This window comes from Klebsiella sp. PK18, assembly GCF_057784655.1.
Genome location: NZ_CM173493.1, coordinates 1,008,177 through 1,032,451, shown reverse-complemented (window position 1 = coordinate 1,032,451; position 24,275 = coordinate 1,008,177). Strand labels below are relative to the sequence as shown.

At 57.5% G+C, this 24,275-nt stretch carries 17 protein-coding genes; 4 read left to right on the top strand and 13 right to left on the bottom strand.

Going from position 1 to position 24,275, the window contains the following annotated elements:
* Positions 1-9: 9 nt before the first annotated feature.
* From cysC to cysG, 4 genes are read right to left on the bottom strand one after another with little or no spacing between them, the layout of a single operon-like run.
* The gene (gene cysC, locus AC3EMD_RS05095) at positions 10-615 is read right to left on the bottom strand and encodes an adenylyl-sulfate kinase (RefSeq protein WP_002915158.1); all 606 of its coding nucleotides are present in this window, start codon (positions 613-615) and stop codon (positions 10-12) included.
* A complete protein-coding gene (gene cysN, locus AC3EMD_RS05090) occupies positions 615-2,042 on the bottom strand; it encodes a sulfate adenylyltransferase subunit CysN (protein ID WP_012967340.1) in 1,428 nt (475 codons plus the stop codon). Before cysN ends, cysC begins: the two co-directional genes overlap by 1 nt.
* 9 nt (positions 2,043-2,051) lie before the next feature.
* Positions 2,052-2,960 carry a sulfate adenylyltransferase subunit CysD gene (cysD, locus tag AC3EMD_RS05085; protein WP_002915160.1) on the bottom strand — a complete coding sequence of 303 codons (909 nt, stop codon included), beginning with the start codon at positions 2,958-2,960 and terminating at the stop codon, positions 2,052-2,054.
* A gap of 9 nt (positions 2,961-2,969) precedes the next feature.
* On the bottom strand, positions 2,970-4,376 hold the full coding sequence (gene cysG / locus AC3EMD_RS05080; RefSeq protein WP_165454663.1) for a siroheme synthase CysG: 1,407 nt from the start codon (positions 4,374-4,376) through the stop codon (positions 2,970-2,972).
* Positions 4,377-4,622: 246 nt separating this feature from the next.
* Between cysG and AC3EMD_RS05075 the strand changes: the two genes are divergently transcribed.
* On the top strand, positions 4,623-5,669 hold the full coding sequence (locus AC3EMD_RS05075; RefSeq protein ID WP_302073966.1) for an aminopeptidase: 1,047 nt from the start codon (positions 4,623-4,625) through the stop codon (positions 5,667-5,669).
* Between the two features lie 72 nt (positions 5,670-5,741).
* On the opposite strand, the gene cysH is transcribed toward AC3EMD_RS05075, so the two are convergent.
* From cysH to cysJ, 3 genes are all read right to left on the bottom strand, one after another.
* The gene (gene cysH / locus AC3EMD_RS05070) at positions 5,742-6,476 is read right to left on the bottom strand and encodes a phosphoadenosine phosphosulfate reductase (protein ID WP_008806238.1); all 735 of its coding nucleotides are present in this window, start codon (positions 6,474-6,476) and stop codon (positions 5,742-5,744) included.
* Between the two features lie 98 nt (positions 6,477-6,574).
* Positions 6,575-8,287 carry an assimilatory sulfite reductase (NADPH) hemoprotein subunit gene (gene cysI / locus AC3EMD_RS05065; protein ID WP_016161723.1) on the bottom strand — a complete coding sequence of 571 codons (1,713 nt, stop codon included), beginning with the start codon at positions 8,285-8,287 and terminating at the stop codon, positions 6,575-6,577.
* Positions 8,287-10,086, bottom strand: coding sequence for an NADPH-dependent assimilatory sulfite reductase flavoprotein subunit (gene cysJ, locus AC3EMD_RS05060; RefSeq protein WP_012540733.1), 1,800 nt, complete (start codon positions 10,084-10,086; stop codon positions 8,287-8,289). Before cysJ ends, cysI begins: the two co-directional genes overlap by 1 nt.
* A gap of 316 nt (positions 10,087-10,402) precedes the next feature.
* Between cysJ and queD the strand changes: the two genes are divergently transcribed.
* Positions 10,403-10,768 (top strand): 6-carboxytetrahydropterin synthase QueD, encoded by a 366-nt coding sequence (gene queD / locus AC3EMD_RS05055; protein ID WP_012967329.1) that lies wholly within the window; start codon positions 10,403-10,405, stop codon positions 10,766-10,768.
* Positions 10,769-10,811: 43 nt separating this feature from the next.
* Here the strand turns inward: queD and queE are convergent, their stop codons facing one another.
* Positions 10,812-11,483, bottom strand: a complete 672-nt coding sequence (gene queE, locus AC3EMD_RS05050) for a 7-carboxy-7-deazaguanine synthase QueE (RefSeq protein ID WP_008806241.1) — start codon at positions 11,481-11,483, stop codon at positions 10,812-10,814.
* Between the two features lie 475 nt (positions 11,484-11,958).
* On the opposite strand from queE, the gene AC3EMD_RS05045 reads away from it, so the two are divergent.
* Entirely contained in the window at positions 11,959-13,068 is a 1,110-nt protein-coding gene (locus tag AC3EMD_RS05045) for an SDR family oxidoreductase (RefSeq protein WP_008806242.1), read from the top strand.
* Positions 13,069-13,131: 63 nt separating this feature from the next.
* On the opposite strand, the gene eno is transcribed toward AC3EMD_RS05045, so the two are convergent.
* From eno to rlmD, 5 genes are all read right to left on the bottom strand, one after another.
* Entirely contained in the window at positions 13,132-14,430 is a 1,299-nt protein-coding gene (gene eno / locus AC3EMD_RS05040) for a phosphopyruvate hydratase (protein WP_008806243.1), read from the bottom strand.
* Between the two features lie 80 nt (positions 14,431-14,510).
* Positions 14,511-16,148 carry a glutamine hydrolyzing CTP synthase gene (pyrG, locus tag AC3EMD_RS05035; RefSeq protein WP_008806244.1) on the bottom strand — a complete coding sequence of 546 codons (1,638 nt, stop codon included), beginning with the start codon at positions 16,146-16,148 and terminating at the stop codon, positions 14,511-14,513.
* Between the two features lie 280 nt (positions 16,149-16,428).
* Complete coding sequence (mazG, locus tag AC3EMD_RS05030) at positions 16,429-17,220, bottom strand: nucleoside triphosphate pyrophosphohydrolase (RefSeq protein ID WP_302073965.1); 792 nt, start codon at positions 17,218-17,220, stop codon at positions 16,429-16,431.
* Between the two features lie 412 nt (positions 17,221-17,632).
* The gene (gene relA, locus AC3EMD_RS05025) at positions 17,633-19,870 is read right to left on the bottom strand and encodes a GTP diphosphokinase (protein ID WP_008806246.1); all 2,238 of its coding nucleotides are present in this window, start codon (positions 19,868-19,870) and stop codon (positions 17,633-17,635) included.
* 121 nt (positions 19,871-19,991) lie between these two features.
* Positions 19,992-21,296, bottom strand: a complete 1,305-nt coding sequence (rlmD, locus tag AC3EMD_RS05020) for a 23S rRNA (uracil(1939)-C(5))-methyltransferase RlmD (RefSeq protein WP_008806247.1) — start codon at positions 21,294-21,296, stop codon at positions 19,992-19,994.
* Between the two features lie 112 nt (positions 21,297-21,408).
* Between rlmD and barA the strand changes: the two genes are divergently transcribed.
* The gene (barA, locus tag AC3EMD_RS05015) at positions 21,409-24,159 is read left to right on the top strand and encodes a two-component sensor histidine kinase BarA (RefSeq protein ID WP_012540726.1); all 2,751 of its coding nucleotides are present in this window, start codon (positions 21,409-21,411) and stop codon (positions 24,157-24,159) included.
* Positions 24,160-24,275 lie beyond the last annotated feature (116 nt).

Below are 24,275 nucleotides of genomic sequence, written 5' to 3'. Positions count from 1 at the left end.
GCTGCCGTTTCAGGATCTGATAATATCGCTCTGTTGCAGCAGGTCTAATAGTTGGTGCACCAAATTTGTTACCAATTGTTCACCATCCAGATGAATTTCCGCCTTTTCCGGTGCCTCATAGACCGAGTCTATGCCGGTGAAATTGCGTAATTCCCCTGCCCGCGCCTTCTTGTATAATCCTTTCGGATCCCGCGCCTCGCAGATGGCCAGCGGGGTATCGACGAACACTTCGATAAAGCGTCCCTCCCCCAGGCGCTCGCGCACCATCTGCCGTTCCGCGCGGTGTGGTGATATAAATGCCGTCAATACCACCAGCCCGGCATCGACCATCAGCCTGGCCACTTCGCCGACGCGGCGAATGTTCTCTTTGCGATCCTCATCACTGAATCCCAGATCGCTGCACAGACCATGGCGCACGTTGTCGCCGTCCAGCAGATAGGTGCTGACGCCACGCTCATGCAGCGCCTCTTCCAGCGCCCCGGCGACAGTGGATTTACCCGACCCCGAAAGGCCGGTAAACCACAGCACCACGCCGCGATGGCCGTGATGCTGTTCCCGCTGCTGCTGAGTCACAGGATGGGCATGCCAGACGACGTTTTCGTCATGCTGGGCCATTATTGGCCTCCCAGCAGGTCGCGGGCGTCCCAGTGTGGGAAGTGTTTACGGATCAGCTGGTTCAGCTCCAGCTCGAAGGCGCTGTACTGCGATGCCGAGGTCGACGCCTGCAGGTGCGGCTCGTTGACCATCCCGGCGCCCACGGTGACGTTGGTCAGGCGATCGATAAAGATAAGCCCGCCGGTCACCGGGTTTTGCTGATACGGATCCAGCACTAAAGGTTCGTCAAAGGTCAGCTCCACCAGCCCAATGCCGTTCAGCGGGAGAGACTCGACTTCACGCTGGGTCAGGTTGTTAATATCGACCTGGTAGCGGATAGCGTCGACGCGAGCGCGGGTCTTCTTCCCGGCGATTTTGATGTCGTAGCTCTGGCCCGGGGTCAGCGGCTGCTCGGCCATCCACACCACGTCGATGCTGGCGCTTTGCACCGCCGGCAGCGAGGCTTGCGCGTCAACCAGCAGGTCGCCGCGGCTGATGTCGATTTCATCTTTCAGCACAAGGGTAATGGCTTCGCCGGCGGCGGCTTCCTGCAGGTCGCCGTCGAAGGTGACGATACGCGCCACGCTCGATTCAACGCCCGACGGCAGCACCTTCAGACGCTGGCCAACGGTAACCGTGCCAGAGGCGACCGTGCCGGAGAAGCCGCGGAAATCGAGGTTCGGACGGTTAACATACTGCACCGGGAAGCGCAGCGGCTGGCTCTCGACCACCCGCTGGATCTCCACGGTTTCGAGGACTTCCAGCAGGGTCGGGCCGCTGTACCACGGTATATTCGCGCTCTGGCTGGCGACGTTATCGCCTTCCAGCGCCGACAGCGGTACAAAGCGGATATCGAGGTTGCCCGGCAGCTGCTCGGCGAAAGTCAGATAATCTTCCCGGATCTCGTTGAAGCGCGCTTCGCTAAACTCGACGAGATCCATTTTGTTGACCGCTACCACCAGGTGCTTAATGCCCAGCAGCGTAGAGATAAAGCTGTGACGGCGGGTCTGGTCGAGCACGCCTTTGCGCGCATCGATCAGCAGGATCGCCAGGTCGCAGGTTGACGCGCCGGTGGCCATATTGCGCGTGTACTGCTCGTGCCCCGGGGTGTCGGCGATGATAAATTTGCGTTTTTCGGTCGAGAAGTAACGGTAAGCGACATCGATGGTGATGCCCTGCTCACGCTCAGCCTGCAGGCCGTCCACCAGCAGCGCCAGGTCCAGTTTTTCGCCCTGGGTACCGTGACGCTTGCTGTCGTTGTGCAGAGACGACAGCTGGTCTTCATAGATCTGGCGCGTATCGTGCAGCAGACGGCCAATTAAGGTGCTTTTGCCATCATCGACGCTGCCGCAGGTCAGAAAACGCAGCAGGCTCTTGTGCTGTTGCGCGTGCAGGTAAGCTTCTACGCCGCCTTCATTAGCAATTTGTTGGGCAATTGTGGTGTTCATGGCGGCTCCTTAGAAATACCCCTGACGTTTCTTCAGCTCCATCGAGCCGGCCTGGTCGCGATCAATCACGCGGCCCTGACGTTCGCTGGTGGTCGATACCAGCATCTCTTCAATAATTTCCGGCAGCGTCTGCGCTTCAGACTCCACTGCGCCGGTCAGCGGCCAGCAGCCAAGGGTACGGAAACGCACCATCCGTTTTTCAATCACCTCGCCCGGCTGCAGATCGATACGGTCGTCATCGATCATCATCAGCATGCCGTCGCGCTCCAGCACCGGGCGCTCAGCGGCCAGATACAGCGGCACGATTTCAATATTTTCCAGATAGATGTACTGCCAGATATCCAGCTCAGTCCAGTTGGAGAGCGGGAAGACGCGGATGCTTTCGCCTTTGTTAATCTGGCCGTTGTAGTTGTGCCACAGCTCCGGACGCTGATTTTTCGGGTCCCAGCGGTGGAAGCGGTCGCGGAAGGAGTAGATGCGCTCTTTCGCGCGGGATTTCTCTTCGTCGCGACGCGCGCCGCCGAACGCGGCGTCAAAGCCGTATTTGTTCAGCGCCTGCTTCAGGCCTTCCGTTTTCATGATATCGGTATGCTTTGCGCTGCCGTGGACAAACGGGTTGATGCCCATCGCCACCCCTTCCGGGTTTTTATGCACCAGCAGCTCACAGCCGTAGGCTTTGGCGGTACGGTCGCGGAACTCATACATCTCACGGAATTTCCAGCCGGTATCGACGTGCAGCAGCGGGAACGGCAGGGTTCCCGGATAAAACGCTTTGCGCGCCAGATGCAGCATTACGCTGGAATCTTTCCCGATGGAGTACATCATCACCGGGTTAGAAAATTCGGCGGCCACCTCACGAATAATATGGATGCTTTCCGCCTCCAGTTGCCGCAGGTGAGTGAGTCGTTTTTGGTCCATAACCGTTCCTTAAGCCAGATTGACCACCGAAGCGTTAAACCCTTCGGCGGATGATGTATGTTGAAACCAGGCGAGCTGCTGATGCAGCTGCACCACTTCGCCGACCACCAGCAGGGCGGGCATCGGGGCGTCTTTCGCCAGGTGTTCGAGTTGTTGCAATGTGCCGGTTATCGTCTGCTGATCGTCGCGGGTACCGCGGGAAATCACCGCGACCGGCGTAGCGCTGTCGCGACCGTGGGCGATCAACTGGGCGCTGATTTCCGCCGCCTTCATGGTGCCCATGTAGATCGCCAGCGTTTGTTGGCTCTTCGCCAGCAGCGACCAGTCGAAGGGGGCGCTGTCCGGCTTGTAGTGGCCGGTGACAAAGACGGCGCTTTGCGCATAGTCGCGATGGGTCAGCGGAATACCGGCGTAGGCCGTCGCCCCGGCAGCAGCGGTGACGCCAGGCACCACCTGGAACGGGATCCCCGCTTCGGCGGCAGCCTGCAGCTCTTCTGCGCCGCGGCCAAAAATAAACGGATCCCCGCCCTTCAGACGCACGACGGTTTTCCCTGCCTTCGCCGCCGCCACCAGCAGCTGATTGGTTTCATGCTGCGGCACCGAGTGCTCGCCGGCGCGTTTGCCGACACAGATCAGCTCGGCATCACGGCGCACCAGCTCGAGAACCGGCGGGGTCACCAGATGGTCGTGGAAAACCACGTCCGCCTGCTGGATCGCCTGCAAGCCGCGAAGGGTCAGCAGCCCGGCATCGCCCGGCCCGGCGCCCACCAGAATAATTTCTCCCGTCTCGCGTTCGGGCTTATCCAGCTCATCCTGCAGCGCCTTTTCCGCCTCCGCATGATTGCCCGCCACCATCAGGCTGGCAAAGCGGCCGGTAAAGACGCGTTCCCAGAAGCGGCGACGCGCTTCGGTGGTCGTCAGACGGGTTTTCAGATGGTTGCGCCAGTAGCTCGCCGATTCCGCCAGCCGCCCGAGGTTCGTCGGCAGCAGCGCTTCAATTTTCTCGCGCAGAATACGCGACAGCACCGGCGCTTTGCCGCTGGAGGAGATCGCCACCAGCAGCGGCGAACGGTCGACGATAGAAGGGAAGACAAACGAGCACAGCGCCTGGTTATCCACCACGTTGACCAACCGGTAGCGCGCGTTAGCCGCCGCAAACACCCGCTGGTTAAGCGCCTCATCCTCCGTGGCCGCAATCACCAGAAAAACATCATCCACAAGCGAGTCGCTAAATTCCGTCGCCCGCCAGCTGAGCGCCTGGCGCGCCGCCAGATCGGCCAGCGCCGGTGACAGCGTTTCAGCGACCACCTGCACCTGCGCCTGAGCGCGCAGCAGGAATTTAATCTTGCGTTCAGCAATCTCATCGCCGCCGATCACCAGCACGGGCCTTTGTTTCAGTTCGGCAAAAAGGGGCAAGTAATCCACGGCGCAACAACTCTCTTACAATCAGCGATACTGCGACTATAGGGTGCGCCTGAGAGCAAATGAAATTACGAAATGGAATGAGTTGTGACGCAAAGGAATAACGCTGTGGAAATACAAATATCAAAAAGTGCTTAACGCGCTATTTTTCCGCTATTTAAGAGCAATTGAAATTGTTTAACCGCGGTCACAGTTTCATACTGTACGCGTCAAATTGTCTTGTTCGTGTAAGGACCCCTTATGTTTTCCGCGTTGTGCCGCCGTCTGCTTCCTCTGGCGCTCGGCACCGGTTTTGTTTTCGCCGCCGCCCCCGCTTTCAGCGCGCTGGGCGACGCCGCCAGTAGCCAGGCCCGTCATATCGCCACCGTCTTCCCGGGACGAATGACCGGAACACCAGCCGAGATGTTGTCAGCCGAGTACCTCCGCCAGCAGTTCGCCCAGATGGGGTATCAGAGCGACGTGCGCAGCTTCAATACCCGCTACATCTATACCGATAACAATCAGCGTAAGAACTGGCATAACGCCACCGGCAGTACGGTGATCGCCGCCCATGAAGGCCAGTCCCGCCAGCAAATCATTATTATGGCGCACCTCGATACCTACGCGCCGCAGAGCGATAAAGACGTGGAGAACAACCTTGGCGGCCTGACGCTGCAGGGCATCGACGACAACGCGATGGGGCTCGGCGTGATGCTGGAGCTGGCGGATCATTTAAAGAATATCCCCACCCGCTATGGCATTCGCTTTATCGCCACCAGCGGTGAAGAGGAAGGTCGTCTCGGGGCGCAAAATCTGCTGCAGCGCATGAGTGAGGCGGAAAAGAAAAATACCCTGCTGGTGATCAACCTCGATAATCTGGTGGTGGGCGATAAGCTTTACTTCAACAGTGGCCGCCGCACGCCGGCCTCGGTGCGTAAGCTAACCCGCGACCGTGCGCTGGCTATCGCCCGCAGCAAGGGGATTGTCGCGGCGACCAATCCAGGACTGAACCCAGCATACCCAAAAGGCACCGCCTGCTGTAACGACGCCAGCGTCTTCGACAGCGCGGGGATCCCGGTGCTGTCGGTCGAGGCAACCAACTGGTCACTCGGCAAAAAGGATGGCTATCAGCAGCGCCAGAAATCCCGCGCCTTCCCGAACGGCACCAGCTGGCATAGCGTGCAGATTGATAATCAGCAGTATCTCGACCACGCGCTGCCGGGACGCATAGAACGCCGCAGCCGCGAGGTAGTGAAAGTGATGCTGCCGCTGGTGAAAGAGCTGGCGAAGGTGGAGAAGAAAAGTTGATACGCACAAAAGAACGCGCGGTATCACCCGCGTGTTCTTCTTGAATTATCACCCAAAGAAAGCGCTAACAGCTTAACCCTCGTGCAATCCGCACTCGCGTTTAAGCCCGAAGAACCGGGTCTCTTCTTCTGCCATGCCCGGCTCCCATTTGCGCGTGGTGTGGGTATCGCCTACCGACAGATAGCCCTGATCCCACAGCGGGTGGTATTTCAGCCCGTGCTTTTGCAGGTACTGATACACCGTCCGGTTATCCCAGTCGATAATCGGCAGCACCTTGAACACCCCGCGCTGGATAGCCAGCACCGGTAAGGTCGCCCGGCTACCGGACTGCTCGCGGCGCAGACCAGCGAACCAGGTCTGAGTATTGAGCTCTTTCAGCGCCCGGTTCATCGGCTCGACTTTGTTGATCTCATTGTATTTCTCAATGCCCTCAACGCCCTGCTCCCACAGCTTACCGTAACGCGCCTCCTGCCAGGCGGCGCTCTCCTGCGCCCGATAGACCTTCAGGTTCAGCTTGAGCTTGTCGGTTAACTCATCGATAAACTGATAGGTTTCCGGAAACAGATAGCCGGTATCCGTGAGGATCACCGGAATATCCGGGCGCAGCTGATTCACCAGGTGCAGACTCACCGCCGCCTGAATACCAAAGCTGGAAGATAAAGCATACTCGCCAGGCAGATTTTCCAGCGCCCATGCTACGCGTTCTTCGGCGCTGAGCTTCTCCAGCTTCGCATTGGTCTCCGCCAGCGCCAGGATACGTTCCACTTTCGGCAATGCATTAAGCGCGTTTAGATCGAGTACGGACATATAAACCTCGTTTGCCTGTTTTACCGGGCGGCAATGCGTTTGCCCGGCCTACGGGTTTTACAGGCCCGGGTCGCTACGCGCCACCGGGCACCAGGATGTTATTCCCAGAAATCGCGGGCTGGGTCGAGCACCGGGCGAATGATGCCCGCACGCACCGTAAAGTCGCCGAAGCCTTCACCCGCTTCGCGCTCTTTCGCCCAGCGCCCTACCAGTTCGTCTAGCGAGTCGAGAATTTCCGACTCGGTAATATTCTCACGGTACATCCGCGGGATGCGGGTGCCGCTGCGGTTACCGCCAAGGTGCAGGTTGTAGCGCCCCGGCGCTTTGCCCACCAGTCCCACTTCCGCCAGCATCGCGCGGCCGCAGCCGTTCGGGCAGCCGGTGACCCGGGTGACGATATGCTCATCGCTCACGCCGTGCTTGTTCATCACCCCTTCCACCTTGTCGATAAACGACGGCAGGAAACGTTCGGCTTCCGCCATTGCCAACGGGCAGGTCGGGAAGGAGACGCAGGCCATCGAGTTTTCGCGCTGCGGAGTAACGGCATTCATCAGACCATGATCCCGCGCCAGCTTCTCGATCCGCGCCTTCTGATCTTCCGGTACGCTGGCAACGATCAGGTTCTGGTTGGCGGTGATGCGGAATTCGCCTTTATGGATCTTAGCAATCTCCAGCAGGCCAGTCTTCAGCGGACGACCCGGATAATCGAGAATGCGGCCGTTTTCAATAAACAGCGTCAGGTGCCATTTGTCATCAATCCCCTTCACCCAGCCGATGCGGTCGCCGCGGCCGGTGAATTCATACGGGCGGATCGGCTCAAACTTAATGCCGGCCCGGCGCTCCACTTCCGCCTTGAAGGTTTCGACGCCAACGCGCTCAAGGGTGTACTTGGTTTTCGCATTCTTACGGTCGGTACGGTTGCCCCAGTCGCGCTGGGTAGTCACGACCGCTTCCGCCACCGCCAGAGTATGCTCCAGCGGCAGATAACCGAATTCGCTCGCCGTGCGGGCGTAGGTTTTCTTGTTGCCGTGTTCGATAGAGAGACCGCCGCCCACCAGCAGGTTAAAGCCCACCAGCTTGCCATTTTCGGCAATCGCCACGAAGTTCATGTCGTTAGCGTGCAGATCGATATCGTTCTGCGGCGGGATCACCACCGTGGTTTTAAACTTACGCGGCAGATAGGTCTGACCGAGGATCGGCTCTTCGTCAGTAGTGGCGACCTTTTTCTGATCCAGCCAGATCTCGGCATAAGCGCGGGTACGCGGCAGCAGATGCTCGGAGATCTTTTTCGCCCACTCATAGGCCTCAGCGTGCAGCTGCGACTCGTACGGGTTGGAGGTGCACAGCACGTTACGGTTCATATCATTGGCGGTGGCCAGCGCATCCAGCCCCACCGAGTGCAGCATCTGATGCACCGGTTTCACGTTCTTTTTCAGAATGCCGTGGAACTGGAACGTCTGCCGGTTGGTCAGACGAATACTGCCGTAAATGGTGTTGTCCGCGGCAAACTTATCGATCGCCTTCCACTGGGTGGTGGTGATCACCCCGCCCGGCAGACGGCAGCGCAGCAGCATCGCATGGCGCGGCTCCAGCTTCTGGGCGGCGCGTTCCGCGCGGATATCGCGATCGTCCTGCTGGTACATGCCGTGGAAACGGATCAGCAGGAAGTTATCGCCTTTAAAACCGCCGGTCAGACTGTCGTTTAAATCTTCCGCAATGGTGCCGCGCAGGTAGTTGCTCTCAAGCTTCATGCGCTCGGCATCGGTCAGTTTACCTTCGACCACTAAAGGCCCCGGATGTTTTTCGCTCATTAGTAGACATCTCGCTGATAACGGCGCTCAACGCGCAGCTCACTTAAAAATTCGTCCGCCGCTTCGGCGTCCATCGCGCCGTATTCGGCAATCACTTCCAGTAACGTATGCTCCACGTCTTTCGCCATACGATTGGCGTCGCCGCAGACATAAATGTGGGCGCCATCATTGATCCAGCGCCACAGCTCGGCCCCCTGCTCGCGCAGTTTGTCCTGTACATAGACTTTTTGTTGTTGATCGCGGGACCAGGCCAGGTCAATACGGGTCAGCAGACCTTCCTTCACATAGCTTTGCCACTCTACCTGATAGAGGAAATCTTCAGTGAAGTGCGGGTTGCCGAAGAACAACCAGTTCTTGCCTTGCGCCCCGTCCGCTGCGCGCTGCTGCATAAAGGCGCGGAACGGCGCAATGCCGGTGCCCGGGCCAATCATGATCACCGGCGTCTCCGGGTTAGCCGGCAGACGGAAGTTGTCATTGTGTTCAATAAAGACGCGGACTTCGCCATCTTCTTCCACACGGTCGGCGAGGAAGCTGGAGGCACCGCCAGCCCGGGCGCGGCCTTCTATTTCATAGCGCACCACGCCCACGGTGACATGCACTTCGCTCTCCACTTCCGCCTGTGAGGAGGCAATGGAGTACAGGCGCGGCGTCAGCGGACGCAGCAGACCGATTAACGCCTCGGCGTCCAGCTGTGCCGGCGAGAAACGGACCATATCGACGATCGGCGTCGCAGCAGCATACTGCTGCAGCTGAGCTTTATCGCCCACCAGCGGCAGCAGCGATTCGCTGCGGGTCAGGGTGGCGTAGTTTTCGACGATAGTCGCGGTGTTAACCGTCAGCTCAAAATGCCACTCCAGCGCTTCCGCCAGCGGCAGAGTTTTGCCATCAACGGTTACCGGCTCGTCACCTTTCAGCCACAGCAGCTCCACCAGCTCTTTGACCAGCTGAGGATCGTTTTGATACCAGACGCCCAGCGCGTCGCCCGGCTGATAGCGCAGACCGGAATCACCGAGGTCAATTTCGATATGGCGCACATCTTTTTCGGAATCGCGGCCAGTGATTTTCTGGTTGACCGACAGGGTCGCCGACAGCGGAGCCTCTTTGGTGTACGGGCTGGTATGGATGTCGTTCACCGCGCCGCTGGTGGCCAGTTGAGCGGGCGCGGCAACTGGCGCCCGGGCTTTCAGCACCTCAACGACGCGCGCGCGCCATTCCGCAGCCGCGGTCTGATATTCGACGTCGGCATCGACGCGATCGAGCAGGCGTTCCGCGCCGAGCTCGGCCAGCTTGCTGTCGAAATCTTTGCCAGACTGGCAGAAGAATTCATAAGAAGTATCGCCGAGGCCAAAGACAGCGAACGCGGTCCCGTCCAGCTTCGGCGCTTTTTTCGAGAACAGGAACTTATGCAATGCGACCGCTTCTTCCGGCGGCTCACCTTCCCCCTGGGTGGACGTCACGACCACCAGCAGTTTTTCCGCAGCAATTTGTTTGAATTTATAATCGCCTGCATTCACCAGCTTCACGTTCAGCTTCGCTGCCAGCAGATCGTCGCGCAGCGCTTCGGCGACGCGGCGGGCATTGCCGGTTTGCGAGGCGGAAATCAGCGTGATCGAGGGCACCTCAGCGGCCTGGGCAGGAACGGCCACAGCCGCGCCGGACTGCTGATTCAGCACGCCCCAGAAATAGCCAGATACCCAGGCAAGCTGAGTGGGCGTGAAGTCAGTGGTGGCCGCCTGAAGGCGCGCCAGTTGCTCCGGGTTGAGCGGCAGCAAGTTGGAAGGTGTGGCCTGTGTCGTCATGCGTCGTTTGTTCCAGTAAGCAAAGCTGTTGTTCGCGCCCTGTCAGCGCGACAAAAACAGAAGAGAATAGAAGGGTAACGGTGCTGATAGTAACAATTAAAGAAGGGATGGAAATAATAAATAACCAAATGGACTAACCTGTTTTAGTTGTAGTTATTAACAACAAAATCGATTAAATAACCACATGAAATATAACCATTTAATTCAGATAACCCAGATAAATGTGTCCATTTTCTGTTCAGGGCCGTTTTAGTTAATGCGAAAAAATGTGCTTTCCGGTACCCTACGGCGGTTTTTTTCGTCCTGTTGAGAGTCAATGATGTCCACCACGCTGTTTAAAGATTTCACCTTCGAAGCCGCCCACCACCTGCCGCACGTCCCGGAAGGACACAAATGCGGTCGCCTGCATGGCCACTCCTTTATGGTGCGTCTGGAGATCACCGGTGAAGTCGATCCCCATACCGGGTGGATCATGGATTTTGCCGAGCTGAAGGCCGCCTTCAAGCCGACATACGATCGCCTGGACCACTATTATCTGAACGATATCCCCGGTCTGGAAAACCCCACCAGCGAAGTGCTGGCGAAATGGATCTGGGATGAGATGAAACCGAGGGTACCGCTGCTGAGCGCCGTGATGGTCAAAGAGACCTGCACCGCTGGCTGCATCTATCGCGGCGAGTAAGCGAAAAAAAAGCCCGGTCAGTACGCTGCCGGGCTTTTTTTTATCAGGCAATATTCAAATATTTGTGCGTCTGCATGGAAAGGCGCCAGTTACGGGCGATGCAGGTGTCGATACACAGGCGCGTCGCGTCTTCTTTCTGACTGATCGGCTGCAGGGCGATGATCCGCGGTTTGTCATCGCTCAGCGTTTCCAGCAGTTCGTCCAGCGCTTCGATGTCGCGGACGCGCCCTACCGGATGCTTGATCTCATCCGCCCGCTGCAGAGCCTGCGACAGCACATCATACCCGCCACGCATATTAACCTTCGGGGATACCGTCACCCAGGTGTTGTGGCTGCAGCGCACTTCATGGGTGCCGCTGGTTTCAATCTGACAGCTAAAGCCGTTTTGTTCCAGAAGCGAGGTTAACGGCGTTAAATCATGAATGCAGGGTTCACCGCCGGTAATGACCACGTGGCGGGCAGTCCACCCCTGGCGCCCAATAATCGCCAGCAGATCCTCGCTGCTTGCCGGCCCCCACTTATCGCTCTCTTTGGTTTTCGCCAGGATGCTGAACAACGACACTTCCCGATCGGCCAGCTTGTCCCAGGTATGCTTAGTGTCGCACCACGCGCATCCTACCGGGCATCCCTGCAGACGAATAAAAATGGCAGGCACGCCGGTGAAGTAACCCTCGCCTTGCAGGGTCTGGAACATCTCGTTAATCGGGTACTGCATAGTCATCTCTGTTTAGGGTCATAAACGTCCATTATCGCAGATTTCAGCGCACAGGTCTTGTCCTGCGCTGCGATCCCTTTTTTACCCCTTCGTCAATATCCGTGTCGGGAATAATATTATTGATTAAAGAAACAATCTTTTCTTTTGGCTTAATTTATTAGCATGATAAGAATTAAAATAATTAATATTCTGACACGTGGACTGAAAATGTGTAACAGAAAATGTTATTCCTGTCATTCAGGATAAAATAAAAGGTCCAGACAGCAAAACAAAAAACCTTAAAATACAGTGATGTACAAACTGATACATGAAAGAGTGAATTATCTGGCCGATCTGCGAGTCCAATTCAATCCGCCGGTGATAATAACCTTAAACTGGTCTTAATAAATCCCTGATCGGGCCCCTTCTTTATTTAATCGTCGTTTACTTTTGCCCGCCTAGAATCCCGCAGACCAACCATAATGAGATAGCGTTTATGACCACATTATTAATTACCGGCGTTACGGGGTTTCTGGGCGGTGCCGCGTTAGAGAAAATACTCCATCAGGAAACCCGGTTAGATCTGCTACTGCTCGTGCGTGCTGATAGCCCCGAGGCAGGCCTCGAACGGGTCAAAGAGAACATGCGTAAGTTCAACATCGCCGAGGAGAAGCTGGCGATGCTTCACCCGCAGCATATCCTGCTGGGCGATCTCGCTTCTCCGGAGCATTTTCTTAACGATCCGCGCCTCGATCAGGTGACGCATGTCCTCAACTGCGCCGCTGTCGCCTCGTTTGGCAGCAACCCGCTCATCTGGAAGGTTAACGTTGAGGGTACGCTGCGCCTGGCGCAACGGATGGCGCAGGTTGAGGGTCTGCAGCGTTTTCTGCACGTCGGCACAGCGATGTCATGTTCGCCTGAGCCGGATTCACTGGTCGCCGAAAGCGCGGAGTTTCGGGAACGCGCTGAGCACCTGGTGGAATACACCCACTCGAAATCAACCATCGAGCAGTTGATGCAGCAGCATTGCCCTACACTGCCGCTGGTCATTGCCCGCCCTTCTATCGTGGTGGGTCATACCCATCACGGCTGCCGGCCTTCCAGCAGTATTTTCTGGGTGTTCAGCATGGGGCTGATGCTGCAGAAATTTTTATGTTCCATGGAGGACCGAATCGATGTCATCCCGGTGGACTACTGCGCTGATGCCCTGCTGATGCTGCTTAACCAGCCGCTGGCTCACGGCGAAGTGGTGCACATCTCTGCCGGGGAGGAGAATAGCGTGAAGTTTGCCGAAATCGACCGGGCGATGGCTCAGGCCCTCGAACAGGCCCCGGTGGGGGATAAGTACGCCCAGGTCAGCTATGACACGCTGGTCAAAATGCGTCGTGAACTGAAAGGGATATTTGGGCCATGCAATGAACGTCTGATGCTGAAAGCCATGCGCTTATATGGCGCGTTCGCTACGTTGAATGTGCGCTTTAGTAACGACAAGCTGTTGAGCATGGGAATGCCAAAACCACCGCGTTTTACGGATTACATCGACCGCTGCGTGGAGACCACTCGCGGGCTGTCGATCCCCCAGCAAATGGCCGTCGATTTTAAATAATCGCCGACGAGGTAAAAAAAATGCCAGCCCTGAGGCTGGCATTATTATTTCACAAAGACAGGATTATGCCTGGCCTTTGATCTCTTTACGACCGTTGAACGGCGCTTGCTCACCCAGCGCTTCTTCGATACGAATCAGCTGGTTGTATTTAGCAACGCGGTCAGAACGGCTCATAGAACCGGTTTTGATCTGGCCTGCAGCGGTACCGACAGCCAGGTCAGCGATGGTCGCGTCTTCAGTTTCGCCAGAACGGTGAGAGATGACAGCGGTGTAGCCAGCGTCTTTCGCCATCTTGATGGCAGCCAGAGTTTCGGTCAGAGAACCGATCTGGTTGAATTTGATCAGGATGGAGTTAGCGATGCCTTTTTCGATGCCTTCTTTCAGGATCTTGGTGTTGGTTACGAACAGGTCGTCACCAACCAGCTGGATTTTGTCGCCCAGTACTTTGGTCTGGTATGCGAAACCGTCCCAGTCAGATTCGTCCAGGCCATCTTCGATGGAGACGATCGGGTACTGTTTGGTCAGGTCTTCCAGGAAGTGAGTGAACTCTTCAGAGGTGAACGCTTTGTTGCCTTCGCCAGCCAGAACGTATTTACCGTCTTTGTAGAATTCAGATGCTGCGCAGTCCATCGCCAGGGTGATGTCTTTGCCCAGCTCGTAGCCAGCAGCTTTAACCGCTTCAGCGATAACAGCCAGTGCTTCGGCGTTAGAACCCAGGTTCGGCGCGTAGCCGCCTTCGTCACCAACGGCAGTGTTCATGCCTTTGGACTTCAGCACTTTCGCCAGGTGATGGAACACTTCAGAACCCATGCGTACGGCTTCTTTCAGGGTCGGCGCGCCAACCGGCTGAATCATGAATTCCTGGATGTCGACGTTGTTGTCAGCGTGCTCACCACCGTTGATGATGTTCATCATCGGAACCGGCATGGAGTATTTGCCCGGAGTGCCGTTCAGTTCCGCGATGTGCGCGTACAGCGGCAGGCCTTTGGACGCTGCAGCTGCTTTGGCGTTTGCCAGAGAAACAGCCAGAATAGCGTTCGCACCGAAGTTAGATTTGTTTTCAGTACCGTCCAGGTCGATCATGATCTTGTCGATGCCAGCCTGATCTTTAGCATCTTTGCCCAGGATTGCCTGAGCGATCGGGCCGTTTACCGCAGCAACAGCTTTGGTTACGCCTTTACCCAGGAAACGGGATTTGTCGCCATCGCGCAGTTCCAGCGCTTCGCGGGAACCAGTAGAAGCACCTGACGGAGCAGCTGCCATACCGACGAAACCACCTTCCAGGTGTACTTCGGCTTCAACAGTCGGGTTACCACGGGAGTCGATGATTTCACGACCGATGACTTTAACGATTTTGGACATTAGGTTTTCCTCAGTACAAGTTAAACTAAAACTCCAGACAAACAATGCACCCAGTTGGGTGCATTGCCGTTCTAACTCTTTTACTTCGCCTGACGCTTCTGGTACTCGCTCGCGGCTTTCACAAAGCCAGCAAACAGCGGGTGCCCATCACGCGGCGTCGAAGTAAACTCCGGGTGGAACTGGCAGGCAACAAACCACGGATGGTTCGGCACTTCGATGATCTCGACCAACTGATCATCCCCGGAACGGCCCGCAACGCGCAGACCAGCAGCTTCAATCGGTTTCAACAACATGTTGTTGACTTCGTAGCGGTGACGATGGCGCTCGGTGATGGTCGGCTCGCCGTACAGCTGGCGCACCAGAGATTCATCATCCAGCTGGCACTGCTGTGCGCCCAGGCGCATGGTGCCGCCCAGATCGCTCTTCTCGGAGCGGACTTCAACGTTGCCATCTTCGTCACGCCATTCGGTAATCAGGGCCACAACCGGGTATTTACAGTCTGGCACAAATTCCGTCGAGTTGGCGTTTTCCATACCCGCTACGTTGCGCGCGAACTCAATCAGCGCAACCTGCATACCCAGGCAGATGCCCAGATAAGGAATATTGTTCTCACGCGCATAGCGCGCGGTGGCGATCTTACCTTCCACACCGCGGTAGCCGAAGCCGCCCGGGATAAGGATAGCATCTAAATCCTTGAGGATTTCGACGCCGCGCGTTTCCACATCCTGCGAATCGATCAGCTTGATGTTGACGGTCACGCGGTTTTTCAGACCACCGTGTTTCAGCGCTTCAATCACCGACTTGTAGGCATCCGGCAGTTCAATGTACTTACCGACCATACCAATGGTGACTTCGCCTGCCGGATTGGCTTCTTCATAGATTACCTGTTCCCATTCGGCCAGGTTTGCTTCCGGACAAGTTAAGCTGAATCGTTTACAAATATAATCGTCCAGCCCCTGAGATTTCAACAGGCCCGGAATTTTATAAATGGAATCGACGTCTTTCAGAGAAATCACAGCCTTTTCCGGAACGTTACAGAACAAAGCAATTTTGGCTCGTTCGTTGGCCGGAACCGCGCGGTCTGAGCGGCAGATCAGGATATCTGGCTGGATACCGATGGAAAGCAGCTCTTTCACGGAGTGCTGGGTCGGCTTGGTTTTGACTTCGCCCGCAGCGGCCATGTACGGCACCAGGGTCAGGTGCATAAACAGGGTATGCTCGCGGCCGATCTCTACCGCCATCTGACGAATGGCTTCGAGGAACGGCAGGGATTCGATATCGCCTACGGTACCGCCGATTTCCACCAGTACGACGTCATGGCCTTCGCCGCCCGCCAGTACGCGCTCTTTGATAGCGTTGGTGATGTGTGGAATAACCTGAACGGTGGCACCCAGATAGTCGCCACGGCGCTCTTTGCGCAGTACGTCGGAGTAGATACGGCCGGTGGTGAAGTTGTTGCGACGCGTCATCTTGGTACGGATGAAACGCTCATAGTGGCCCAGGTCCAGATCGGTTTCTGCGCCGTCTTCAGTAACGAACACTTCCCCATGCTGGATTGGGCTCATGGTGCCCGGATCGACGTTGATATACGGATCCAGTTTCATGATGGTCACGTTGAGACCACGGGCTTCAAGAATGGCTGCCAGGGAGGCTGCGGCAATGCCTTTACCCAGAGAGGATACGACCCCGCCGGTCACAAAAATATAGTTCGTTGTCATGCTGAACCTGAGAAGTTAGGGTAAAACGATGGAATAACCAGGACGGGAAAGTAGTATACCCGAACATGCGTGACGCCACAAACTTTCATTCTTCCCCTCCCCTTCGTTCTTCAAGTTGCACCTGTGTTGCGACTCGAACAACTCGAAGAGGCAGGCTACATGGTGTTTCAACGACATAACGGAAAGAGAAAATAGACGCTTTTGGCGAAATGTTTTTGACGTAAATCAAGCGCTTGTTATTTATAAAATCACACAAATCGCGCTTGATCACGAAAACTCGTTAGAGATCAGTTTCCTGGCGTTTTACTTCCTGCCACACTTCTTCCATGGTATCGAGGTCGATGCCGGTCATTTCCAGGCCGCGGGCGGCGACAATGCGCTCGACCTCGCGGAAGCGACGCTCAAATTTGCGGTTTGCTTTCTGCAGCGCCACCTCGGCTTTGACCCCTAAATGACGGGATAAATTCACCGTGGCGAACAGCAGATCGCCCACTTCCTCTTCCAGTTTTGCTTCATCCACCACCGCCTGCTGCGCTTCATGCATCACTTCATCAATTTCTTCATGCACCTTGTCGAGCACCGGTCCCAGCGAGGTCCAGTCGAAACCGACCGCCGAGCAGCGGCGCTGGATTTTATGCGCGCGCATCAGCGCCGGCAGGCTATGGGGAATGTCGTCCAGCGCCGAATGCTGGGCTTTTTCCGCCCGCTCCGCGCTTTTGATCTGCTCCCAGCGGGCCAGGACTTCGCCGCTGTTTCCTGCAGTAGCATCAGCGAAAATATGGGGATGGCGGCGCTCCAGCTTGTCGCTGATGGCGGCGCAGATATCGTCAAAGTTAAAGCGTTCCTCTTCCTGCGCCATTTGCGCATAGAACACCACCTGGAACAGCAGATCGCCCAGCTCACCGCGCAGGTCGTCAAAATCTTCCCGCTGGATAGCATCGAGGACCTCGTAGGTCTCCTCAAGGGTGTAAGGGGCGATAGTGGCAAAGGTCTGCTCTTTATCCCACGGGCAGCCGTTTTCCGGGTCGCGCAGGCGCTTCATAATGCCGAGCAGGCGGTCGATTTGGGTCATGTGAGGATCCTGGAAATGTAAAAAATGGTAGAAATTGATATCGGTTTGCAACTTTTGAGCCCGGGAAAAGCGTTTTTCACGTGTGACTCCAGCGTACTTTGCGCTCCCGGTAAATGTTCTGCCATATGTCTCCTGTGGTACAGGGAGCGCACAGGAGGCGGCCAGTCGCCGCCGCCCCCTGTACCCCCGTGCTCCGGCCAGCAAAATCGCCGCTGCGCGGTGCCTTCGACTTATCCCTGCAGGCTTCGGGTCGGGCCGAGGCAGCGTCCCTGCAAAACACGGCCCTCAGCCCGCATCCATGCGGGCTGCCCCTGCCTTCCGGGAACGTCTCAGCGATTTTGAGGCCGCCAACGCCGGCAGTTTCAGCAGCCATTGCCTCAGCGGTCATTCATTGACCTGGCCTGGAGAGGGCTTAACCGCCGTGCAGACGGCGCGCGTCAATGACATCGGGCACCTGGTTCAGCTTACCGAGCACCCGGCCCAGCACCTGCAGGTTGTAAATCTCAATGGTCATATCGATGGTTGCCAGCTGCTGACGGGTATCGCTGCGGCTGGCGACACCCAGCACATTCACCTTCTCATTGGCGAGGATGGTGGTGATATCGCGCAGTAAACCGCTGCGATCGTTCGCCTCCACCCTGACCACCAGCGAGTAGCCCGCCGAGTAGCTTTCACCCCATACCGCATCGACGATGCGCTCCGGAGCATGCGACTGCAGTTCAGCCAGCTGATCGCAGTCGGCGCGATGCACGGAAATCCCGCGCCCCTGGGTGATAAAGCCGACGATCTCATCGCCCGGGATCGGCTGGCAGCAGCGGGCAATATGGTGCATCAGGTTGCCTACCCCTTCCACCACCACCCGGCCATTGTCCTTGGTGCGGTTCTGTGGGGCGTAGGTTTTCTGCTGCAGCTGCTTCAGCGCGGCCGCATCCTGCTCAGCGGCGCTCGGTTTATTGAACTGCGCCTGCAGGAAATTGACCATCTGGTTGAGACGGATATCGCCGCCGCCAATGGCAGCCAGCAGTTCATCGAGCTCGTTGAAGTTGTAGCGCGGCAGCAGGTGTTTTTCCGCATCCTTAAGACTGATGCCCAGATGCTCCAGCTCGTCGTCGAGGATCTGCCGACCGGCGAGAATATTCTTGTCGCGGTCCTGTTTACGGAACCAGGCGTGGATCTTCGAGCGTCCGCGACTGGTGGTCACGTAGCCGAGGTTAGGGTTCAGCCAGTCGCGGCTCGGGTTCGGCTGCTTCTGGGTAATAATTTCAATCTGATCGCCCATCTGCAGCTGATAGGTGAACGGCACGATACGGCCGCCAATTTTGGCGCCGATGCAGCGATGGCCGACGTCGCTGTGGATATGGTAGGCAAAGTCGAGCGGCGTCGACCCCGCTGGCAGGTCCACCACGTCGCCTTTCGGTGTAAAGACATACACCCGATCGTCGAAAACCTGACTGCGCACTTCGTCGAGCATTTCGCCAGAGTCGGCCATCTCTTCCTGCCAGGCAATCAGCTTACGCAGCCAGGCGATGCGGTCCTCATAGCCACGGCCACCGCCGGTGCCCGCTCCCGCCCCCTCTTTGTACTTCCAGTGCGCAGCCACGCCAAGCTCAGCATCTTCATGCATCTGCCGGGTGCGAATTTGAATCTCCACCGTCTTGCCGCTCGGGCCCAGCACCACGGTATGAATAGACTGATAGCCGTTGGGTTTCGGGTTGGCCACGTAGTCATCGAATTCATCCGGCAGGTGGCGATAGTGGGTATGGACGATCCCCAGCGCGGCGTAACAATCCTGCAAACGCTCGGCCACGATGCGCACCGCGCGAACGTCAAACAGCTCGTCAAACGCGAGGTGTTTTTTCTGCATTTTGCGCCAGATGCTGTAGATGTGCTTCGGCCGGCCATAGACTTCCGCCTTGACGCCTTCGGCTTTCATCTCCGAGCGCAGGTGACCGACGAACTCGTCGATGTAATGCTCACGGTCGATACGGCGTTCGTGGAGCAGTTTAGCAATGCGCTTGTATTCTGCCGGATGCAGATAACGGAAGCAGTAATCTTCCAGCTCCCACTTCAGCTGGCCGATACCTAAGCGGTTCGCCAGCGGCGCATAGATATTGGTGCACTCTTTCGCCGCCAGCACGCGTTCATCTTCCGGCGCGTCTTTGACCTCGCGCAGATGCGCGATCCGCTCAGCAAGCTTGATGACCACGCAGCGGAAATCGTCAACCATCGCCAGCAGCATGCGGCGAATGTTATCCACCTGCTCGGAAGATACCGAGTCGTTATGGGTGGCTTTTAGCTGGCGGATAGCGGCCATGTCCCGCACCCCGTGAATCAGGGTCACGACCGATTTACCCACGCTCTCCTGCATGACCTCTTCACTAACGACTTCACCGTCCGCCAGTGGGAACAACAGCGCCGCGCGCAGCGTATCGAGATCCATACTCAGGGTGGACAGAATCTCCACCATTTCGACGCCACGCCACAGCAGCAGGTCTGCCTGCGGGTGTCCTTGCGTTTTTTCGCGACAATAATCCCAGGTTTCGGCTAAGCGCTCACACGACTGCTGGCTGGAAATCCCCAGACTCGCGATCCATTTCTTCGGGTCAAATTCACCAGCTTTATTAAGATGTGCACTTCTTACCGCAACCATTGTCCTCTCCTTAAGGGACCGGCCTGCCGAAGTCGGCAAGCCTCAACTTTCTACATGTCATCCTGCAGGTCGCGTCAGCATTGACGGCCAGGGTGGCTCTTCTGCGACGTTGTGAATGACCTTATGTAAGCCTGCGCTCAAACAACACCATTGATTCCAGATGACCGGTATGCGGGAACATATCCAGCATCGCCAGGCGTTGAATCTGATATCCAGCCTGCAACAGGGTTTCGCTGTCTCGCGCCAGCGTCGCCGGGTTGCAGGAAACATACACCACCCGCCGCGGTGCCAGTTTTATAATATGCGGCATCACGCCCGGCGCGCCGGCGCGGGCCGGGTCCAGCAGCACTTTATCAAAGCCGTGCTTCGCCCAGGCCTGACGGGTGACATCCTCTTCCAGATTTTCATGGAAGAAAGTGACATTTGATAAACCATTGAGGGCGGCGTTTTCCCGCCCCTTTTCTACCAGCGCGGGCACCCCTTCCACCCCCACCACGTGGGCGGCTCGCGTCGCCAGCGGCAGGGTAAAGTTACCCATCCCGCAGAACAGATCCAGTACCCGGTCCTCTGGCTGCAGATCCAGCCATTCCAGCGCAGTACGCACCATCTGCTGATTCACGCCGTCGTTGACCTGGATAAAATCCCGCGGACTGAACACTAAGCGTAGTCCGTCTGAGGTATACCATGGCGCTTCGCCATGAATATGTTCCAGTATCTCGCTTTGCGGCGCGAGGTACAGGGAAAGACCGTGAGTTTGCGAAAAGCGTTCCAGTTTTTCCCTGTCGCCCGCTGGCAGGGCAGCGGTATGGCGCAGCACCATCAGCGGGCCGTTGTCCGCCTGCACCAGCTCGACGTGACCGAGGTGGCGTAATGCGCTCAGCGCGCTTAAGCACTCGCGCACGGCAGGCAGCAATGCCTCAAGTTGGGGCACCAAAACAGGGCATTGCACCACATCGACGATCGCTTTGGCGTTGGCCTGGCGAAAACCCATCTGCAATTGTTGGGTCTTTGGCTGATAATTCAAGCTTAAGCGCGCGCGACGGCGGTAGCCCCACGGCACGCCGGCGATGACCTCATCCACCTCACGCTTCATCAGCCGCGCCAGCGCGGCACGTTTACTTTGCTGCTGAAGCGCGACGCTGGCATGCTGCTGTTGGCAGCCGCCGCAGACGCCAAAATGCGGGCAGCGCGGCGCCTGGCGCTGCGGGCTGTCGGTTAGACGGCGTTTCACCTGGGCGCGGGCGTACTGTTTTTTGTCTTCCACCAGCACCACCTCGGCCTGCTCCTGCGGCAGCACACCGCTCACGAACAGCGCCTTTCCCTGGTGGCGGGCAACGCCCTGACCAAAGGGATCGAGGTCATTGACTGTAACGGTTATGATCTGGCGCGTCGTCACACGCCGTTTTGCAGAGTAGAATTGCGCCATCGTAGAGAGTTGTCTCAATCAAATAAAACGAGCTCGTTCAGGGCGGCAGTGCCACGAAGCGCACCGACGCGCACAGAACGATGATGTCTATATTCTCCCATAATGGAACCGCATGACCAACTACAGCCTGCGTGCTCGCATGATGATTCTGATACTGGCGCCAACCGTCCTGATTGGGCTGTTGCTCAGTATTTTCTTTGTCGCTCATCGTTATAACGACCTGCAACGCCAGCTGGAGGACGCCGGCGCCAGCATTATTGAGCCGCTGGCGGTCTCCAGCGAATATGGGATGAATTTGCAAAACCGCGAATCCATCGGCCAGCTGATCAGCGTCCTGCATCGGCGTCATTCGGAGATCGTGCGGGCCATCTCGGTGTATGATTCGCATAACCGGCTGTTTGTCACCTCCAATTACCAGCTCAACCCCAGCGAACTGCAGATCCCGAAAGGCGAGGCATTTCCCCGCCATCTCAGCGTCATCCGCGACGGCGACATCATGATCCTGCGCACGCCGATCGTCTCGGAAAGCTATTCTCCCGATGAGTCCCCCGAATCTGACGCCAAAATGCCGGGCAATATGCTGGGCTACGTCGCGCTGGAGCTGGATCTGAAATCAGTCCGCCTCCAGCAGTACAAAGAGATTTTCATCTCCAGTGTGATGATGCTGTTCTGCATTGGCATCGCGCTAATCTTCGGCTGGCGCCTGATGCGCGACGTCACCGGGCCTATCCGCAATATGGTCAACACCGTCGACCGTATCCGCCGCGGACAGCTGGACAGCCGGGTCGAGGGTTTTATGCTCGGCGAACTGGATATGTTGAAAAACGGCATTAACTCGATGGCCATGTCGCTGGCGGCCTACCATGAGGAGATGCAGCACAACGTCGACCAGGCGACCTCCGATCTGCGGGAAACCCTTGAGCAGATGGAGATCCAGAACGTTGAGCTGGACCTGGCGAAAAAGCGCGCCCAGGAGGCGGCGCGCATTAAGTCTGAGTTCCTGGCCAATATGTCCCACGAACTGCGCACCCCGCTCAATGGGGTGATCGGCTTTACCCGCCTGACGCTGAAAACCGATCTCAACGCCACGCAGCGCGACCACCTGACCACCATCGAACGTTCGGCCAATAATCTGCTGGCGATCATCAATGACGTGCTCGACTTTTCCAAGCTGGAAGCCGGGAAGCTGATTCTGGAGAGTATTCCGTTCCTGCTGCGCACCTCGCTTGATGAAGTGGTCACCCTGCTGGCGCATTCCGCGCACGATAAAGGGCTGGAGCTGACGCTGAACATTAAGAACAATGTGCCGGATAACGTCATTGGCGATCCGCTCCGTCTGCAGCAGATTGTGACCAACCTCGTGGGCAATGCGATTAAATTCACCGAGCACGGCAATATCGACGTGCTGGTGGAGCAGCGGGCCATCAGCAACTCGCGGGTACAGATCGAAATTCAGATCCACGATACCGGCATCGGCATCCCCGAGCGCGACCAGTCCCGACTGTTCCAGGCCTTCCGTCAGGCCGATGCCAGCATTTCACGCCGGCACGGCGGCACCGGGCTTGGGCTGGTGATCACCCAGCGTCTGGTCAAAGAGATGGGCGGCGATATTTCGTTCCACAGTCAGCCGAACCGCGGCTCCACCTTCTGGTTCCATATCAGCCTTGATCTCAACCCGAACGCCATTCCGGATATGCTGAACACCGACGGGCTGACGGGCAAACGTCTGGCCTATGTGGAAGCCAACGCGACGGCGGCGCAATGTACGCTGGAGATGCTGGCCGCCACGCCGCTGGAGGTGATCTACAGCCCTACCTTCTCCTCGCTGGCGGAAGCGCAGTACGACATTCTGCTGGTCGGCATCCCGGTCTCAATGCGCGATTTGTCGCCGCACCGGGAAAAATTAGTCAAAGCTTGCGCGATGTCTGACAACGTGCTGCTTGCTCTGCCATGTCATGCCCAGGTCAGCGCCGAAGCCCTGAAGCGCGACGGCGTCGCTGCCTGCCTGTTGAAACCGCTCACTACCACCCGTCTGCTGCCGGCGCTGGTGGCCACCAATCATGCGCCGGCTTCCGCGCCGTTGACGCAAACCGACAGTCATAAGCTGCCGATGACCGTGATGGCCGTCGACGACAATCCGGCTAACCTGAAGCTGATTGGCGCCCTGCTGGACGACCTTGTGCAGCAGGTGATCCTCTGCGACAGCGGCCAGCAGGCCGTGGACCAGGCCAAGCGGCTGCAGATGGATCTGATCCTGATGGATATTCAGATGCCGGATATGGACGGCATCCGCGCCTGCGAGCTGATTCATCATCTGTCGCATCATCAGCAAACCCCGGTGATTGCGGTCACCGCGCACGCCCTGGAGGGCCAGCGGGAGAAGCTGTTGAGCGCCGGCATGAACGATTATCTGGCGAAGCCAATCGAAGAAGAGAAACTGCACGCTCTGCTGCTGCGCTATCAGCCCGGCCTGCTCAGCGTCGCTCCGGCGGCGCTACCGCCCGCAGAGCCGGTCATCGACCATAACCTGACGCTTGACTGGCAGCTGGCGCTGCGTCAGGCCGCCATGAAGCCGGATCTGGCGCGGGAGATGCTGCAGATGCTGATCGCCTTTATGCCGGAGGTGCGTAATAAAGTGGAAGAGCAGCTGGTGGGCGAGCAGCCGGAAGGGCTGGTGGATCTGATCCACAAGCTGCACGGCAGCTGCAGCTACAGCGGCGTGCCGCGGTTGAAAAAGCTGTGCCACACCCTGGAGAGCCAGCTGCGGTCGGGTACCGCCGCCGAGGACCTGGAGCCGGAGCTGCTCGAGCTGTTAGACGAGATGGATAATGTGGCCCGCGAAGCGTGCCGGATGGGCGTGTAAACCCCGGATAGCGGCGCTACGCGCCTCATCCGGGCTACGCCCTACGGTCCGGTATTCGGTTGGTAGCCCCGGTAAGCGTAAGCGCCACCGGGGACGGTTCCCGGATCGCGGTGCTA

Coding starts and splice junctions, on each gene's coding strand:
- relA (WP_008806246.1), bottom strand. CDS start 19,870: ATGGTTGCGGTAAGAAGTGCACATCTTAATAAAGCTGGTGAATTTGAC.
- AC3EMD_RS05075 (WP_302073966.1), top strand. CDS start 4,623: ATGTTTTCCGCGTTGTGCCGCCGTCTGCTTCCTCTGGCGCTCGGCACC.
- cysH (WP_008806238.1), bottom strand. CDS start 6,476: ATGTCCGTACTCGATCTAAACGCGCTTAATGCATTGCCGAAAGTGGAA.
- eno (WP_008806243.1), bottom strand. CDS start 14,430: ATGTCCAAAATCGTTAAAGTCATCGGTCGTGAAATCATCGACTCCCGT.
- cysJ (WP_012540733.1), bottom strand. CDS start 10,086: ATGACGACACAGGCCACACCTTCCAACTTGCTGCCGCTCAACCCGGAG.
- mazG (WP_302073965.1), bottom strand. CDS start 17,220: ATGACCCAAATCGACCGCCTGCTCGGCATTATGAAGCGCCTGCGCGAC.
- queE (WP_008806241.1), bottom strand. CDS start 11,483: ATGCAGTACCCGATTAACGAGATGTTCCAGACCCTGCAAGGCGAGGGT.
- rlmD (WP_008806247.1), bottom strand. CDS start 21,296: ATGGCGCAATTCTACTCTGCAAAACGGCGTGTGACGACGCGCCAGATC.
- barA (WP_012540726.1), top strand. CDS start 21,409: ATGACCAACTACAGCCTGCGTGCTCGCATGATGATTCTGATACTGGCG.
- AC3EMD_RS05045 (WP_008806242.1), top strand. CDS start 11,959: ATGACCACATTATTAATTACCGGCGTTACGGGGTTTCTGGGCGGTGCC.
- cysC (WP_002915158.1), bottom strand. CDS start 615: ATGGCCCAGCATGACGAAAACGTCGTCTGGCATGCCCATCCTGTGACT.
- cysD (WP_002915160.1), bottom strand. CDS start 2,960: ATGGACCAAAAACGACTCACTCACCTGCGGCAACTGGAGGCGGAAAGC.
- queD (WP_012967329.1), top strand. CDS start 10,403: ATGATGTCCACCACGCTGTTTAAAGATTTCACCTTCGAAGCCGCCCAC.
- cysN (WP_012967340.1), bottom strand. CDS start 2,042: ATGAACACCACAATTGCCCAACAAATTGCTAATGAAGGCGGCGTAGAA.
- pyrG (WP_008806244.1), bottom strand. CDS start 16,148: ATGACAACGAACTATATTTTTGTGACCGGCGGGGTCGTATCCTCTCTG.
- cysI (WP_016161723.1), bottom strand. CDS start 8,287: ATGAGCGAAAAACATCCGGGGCCTTTAGTGGTCGAAGGTAAACTGACC.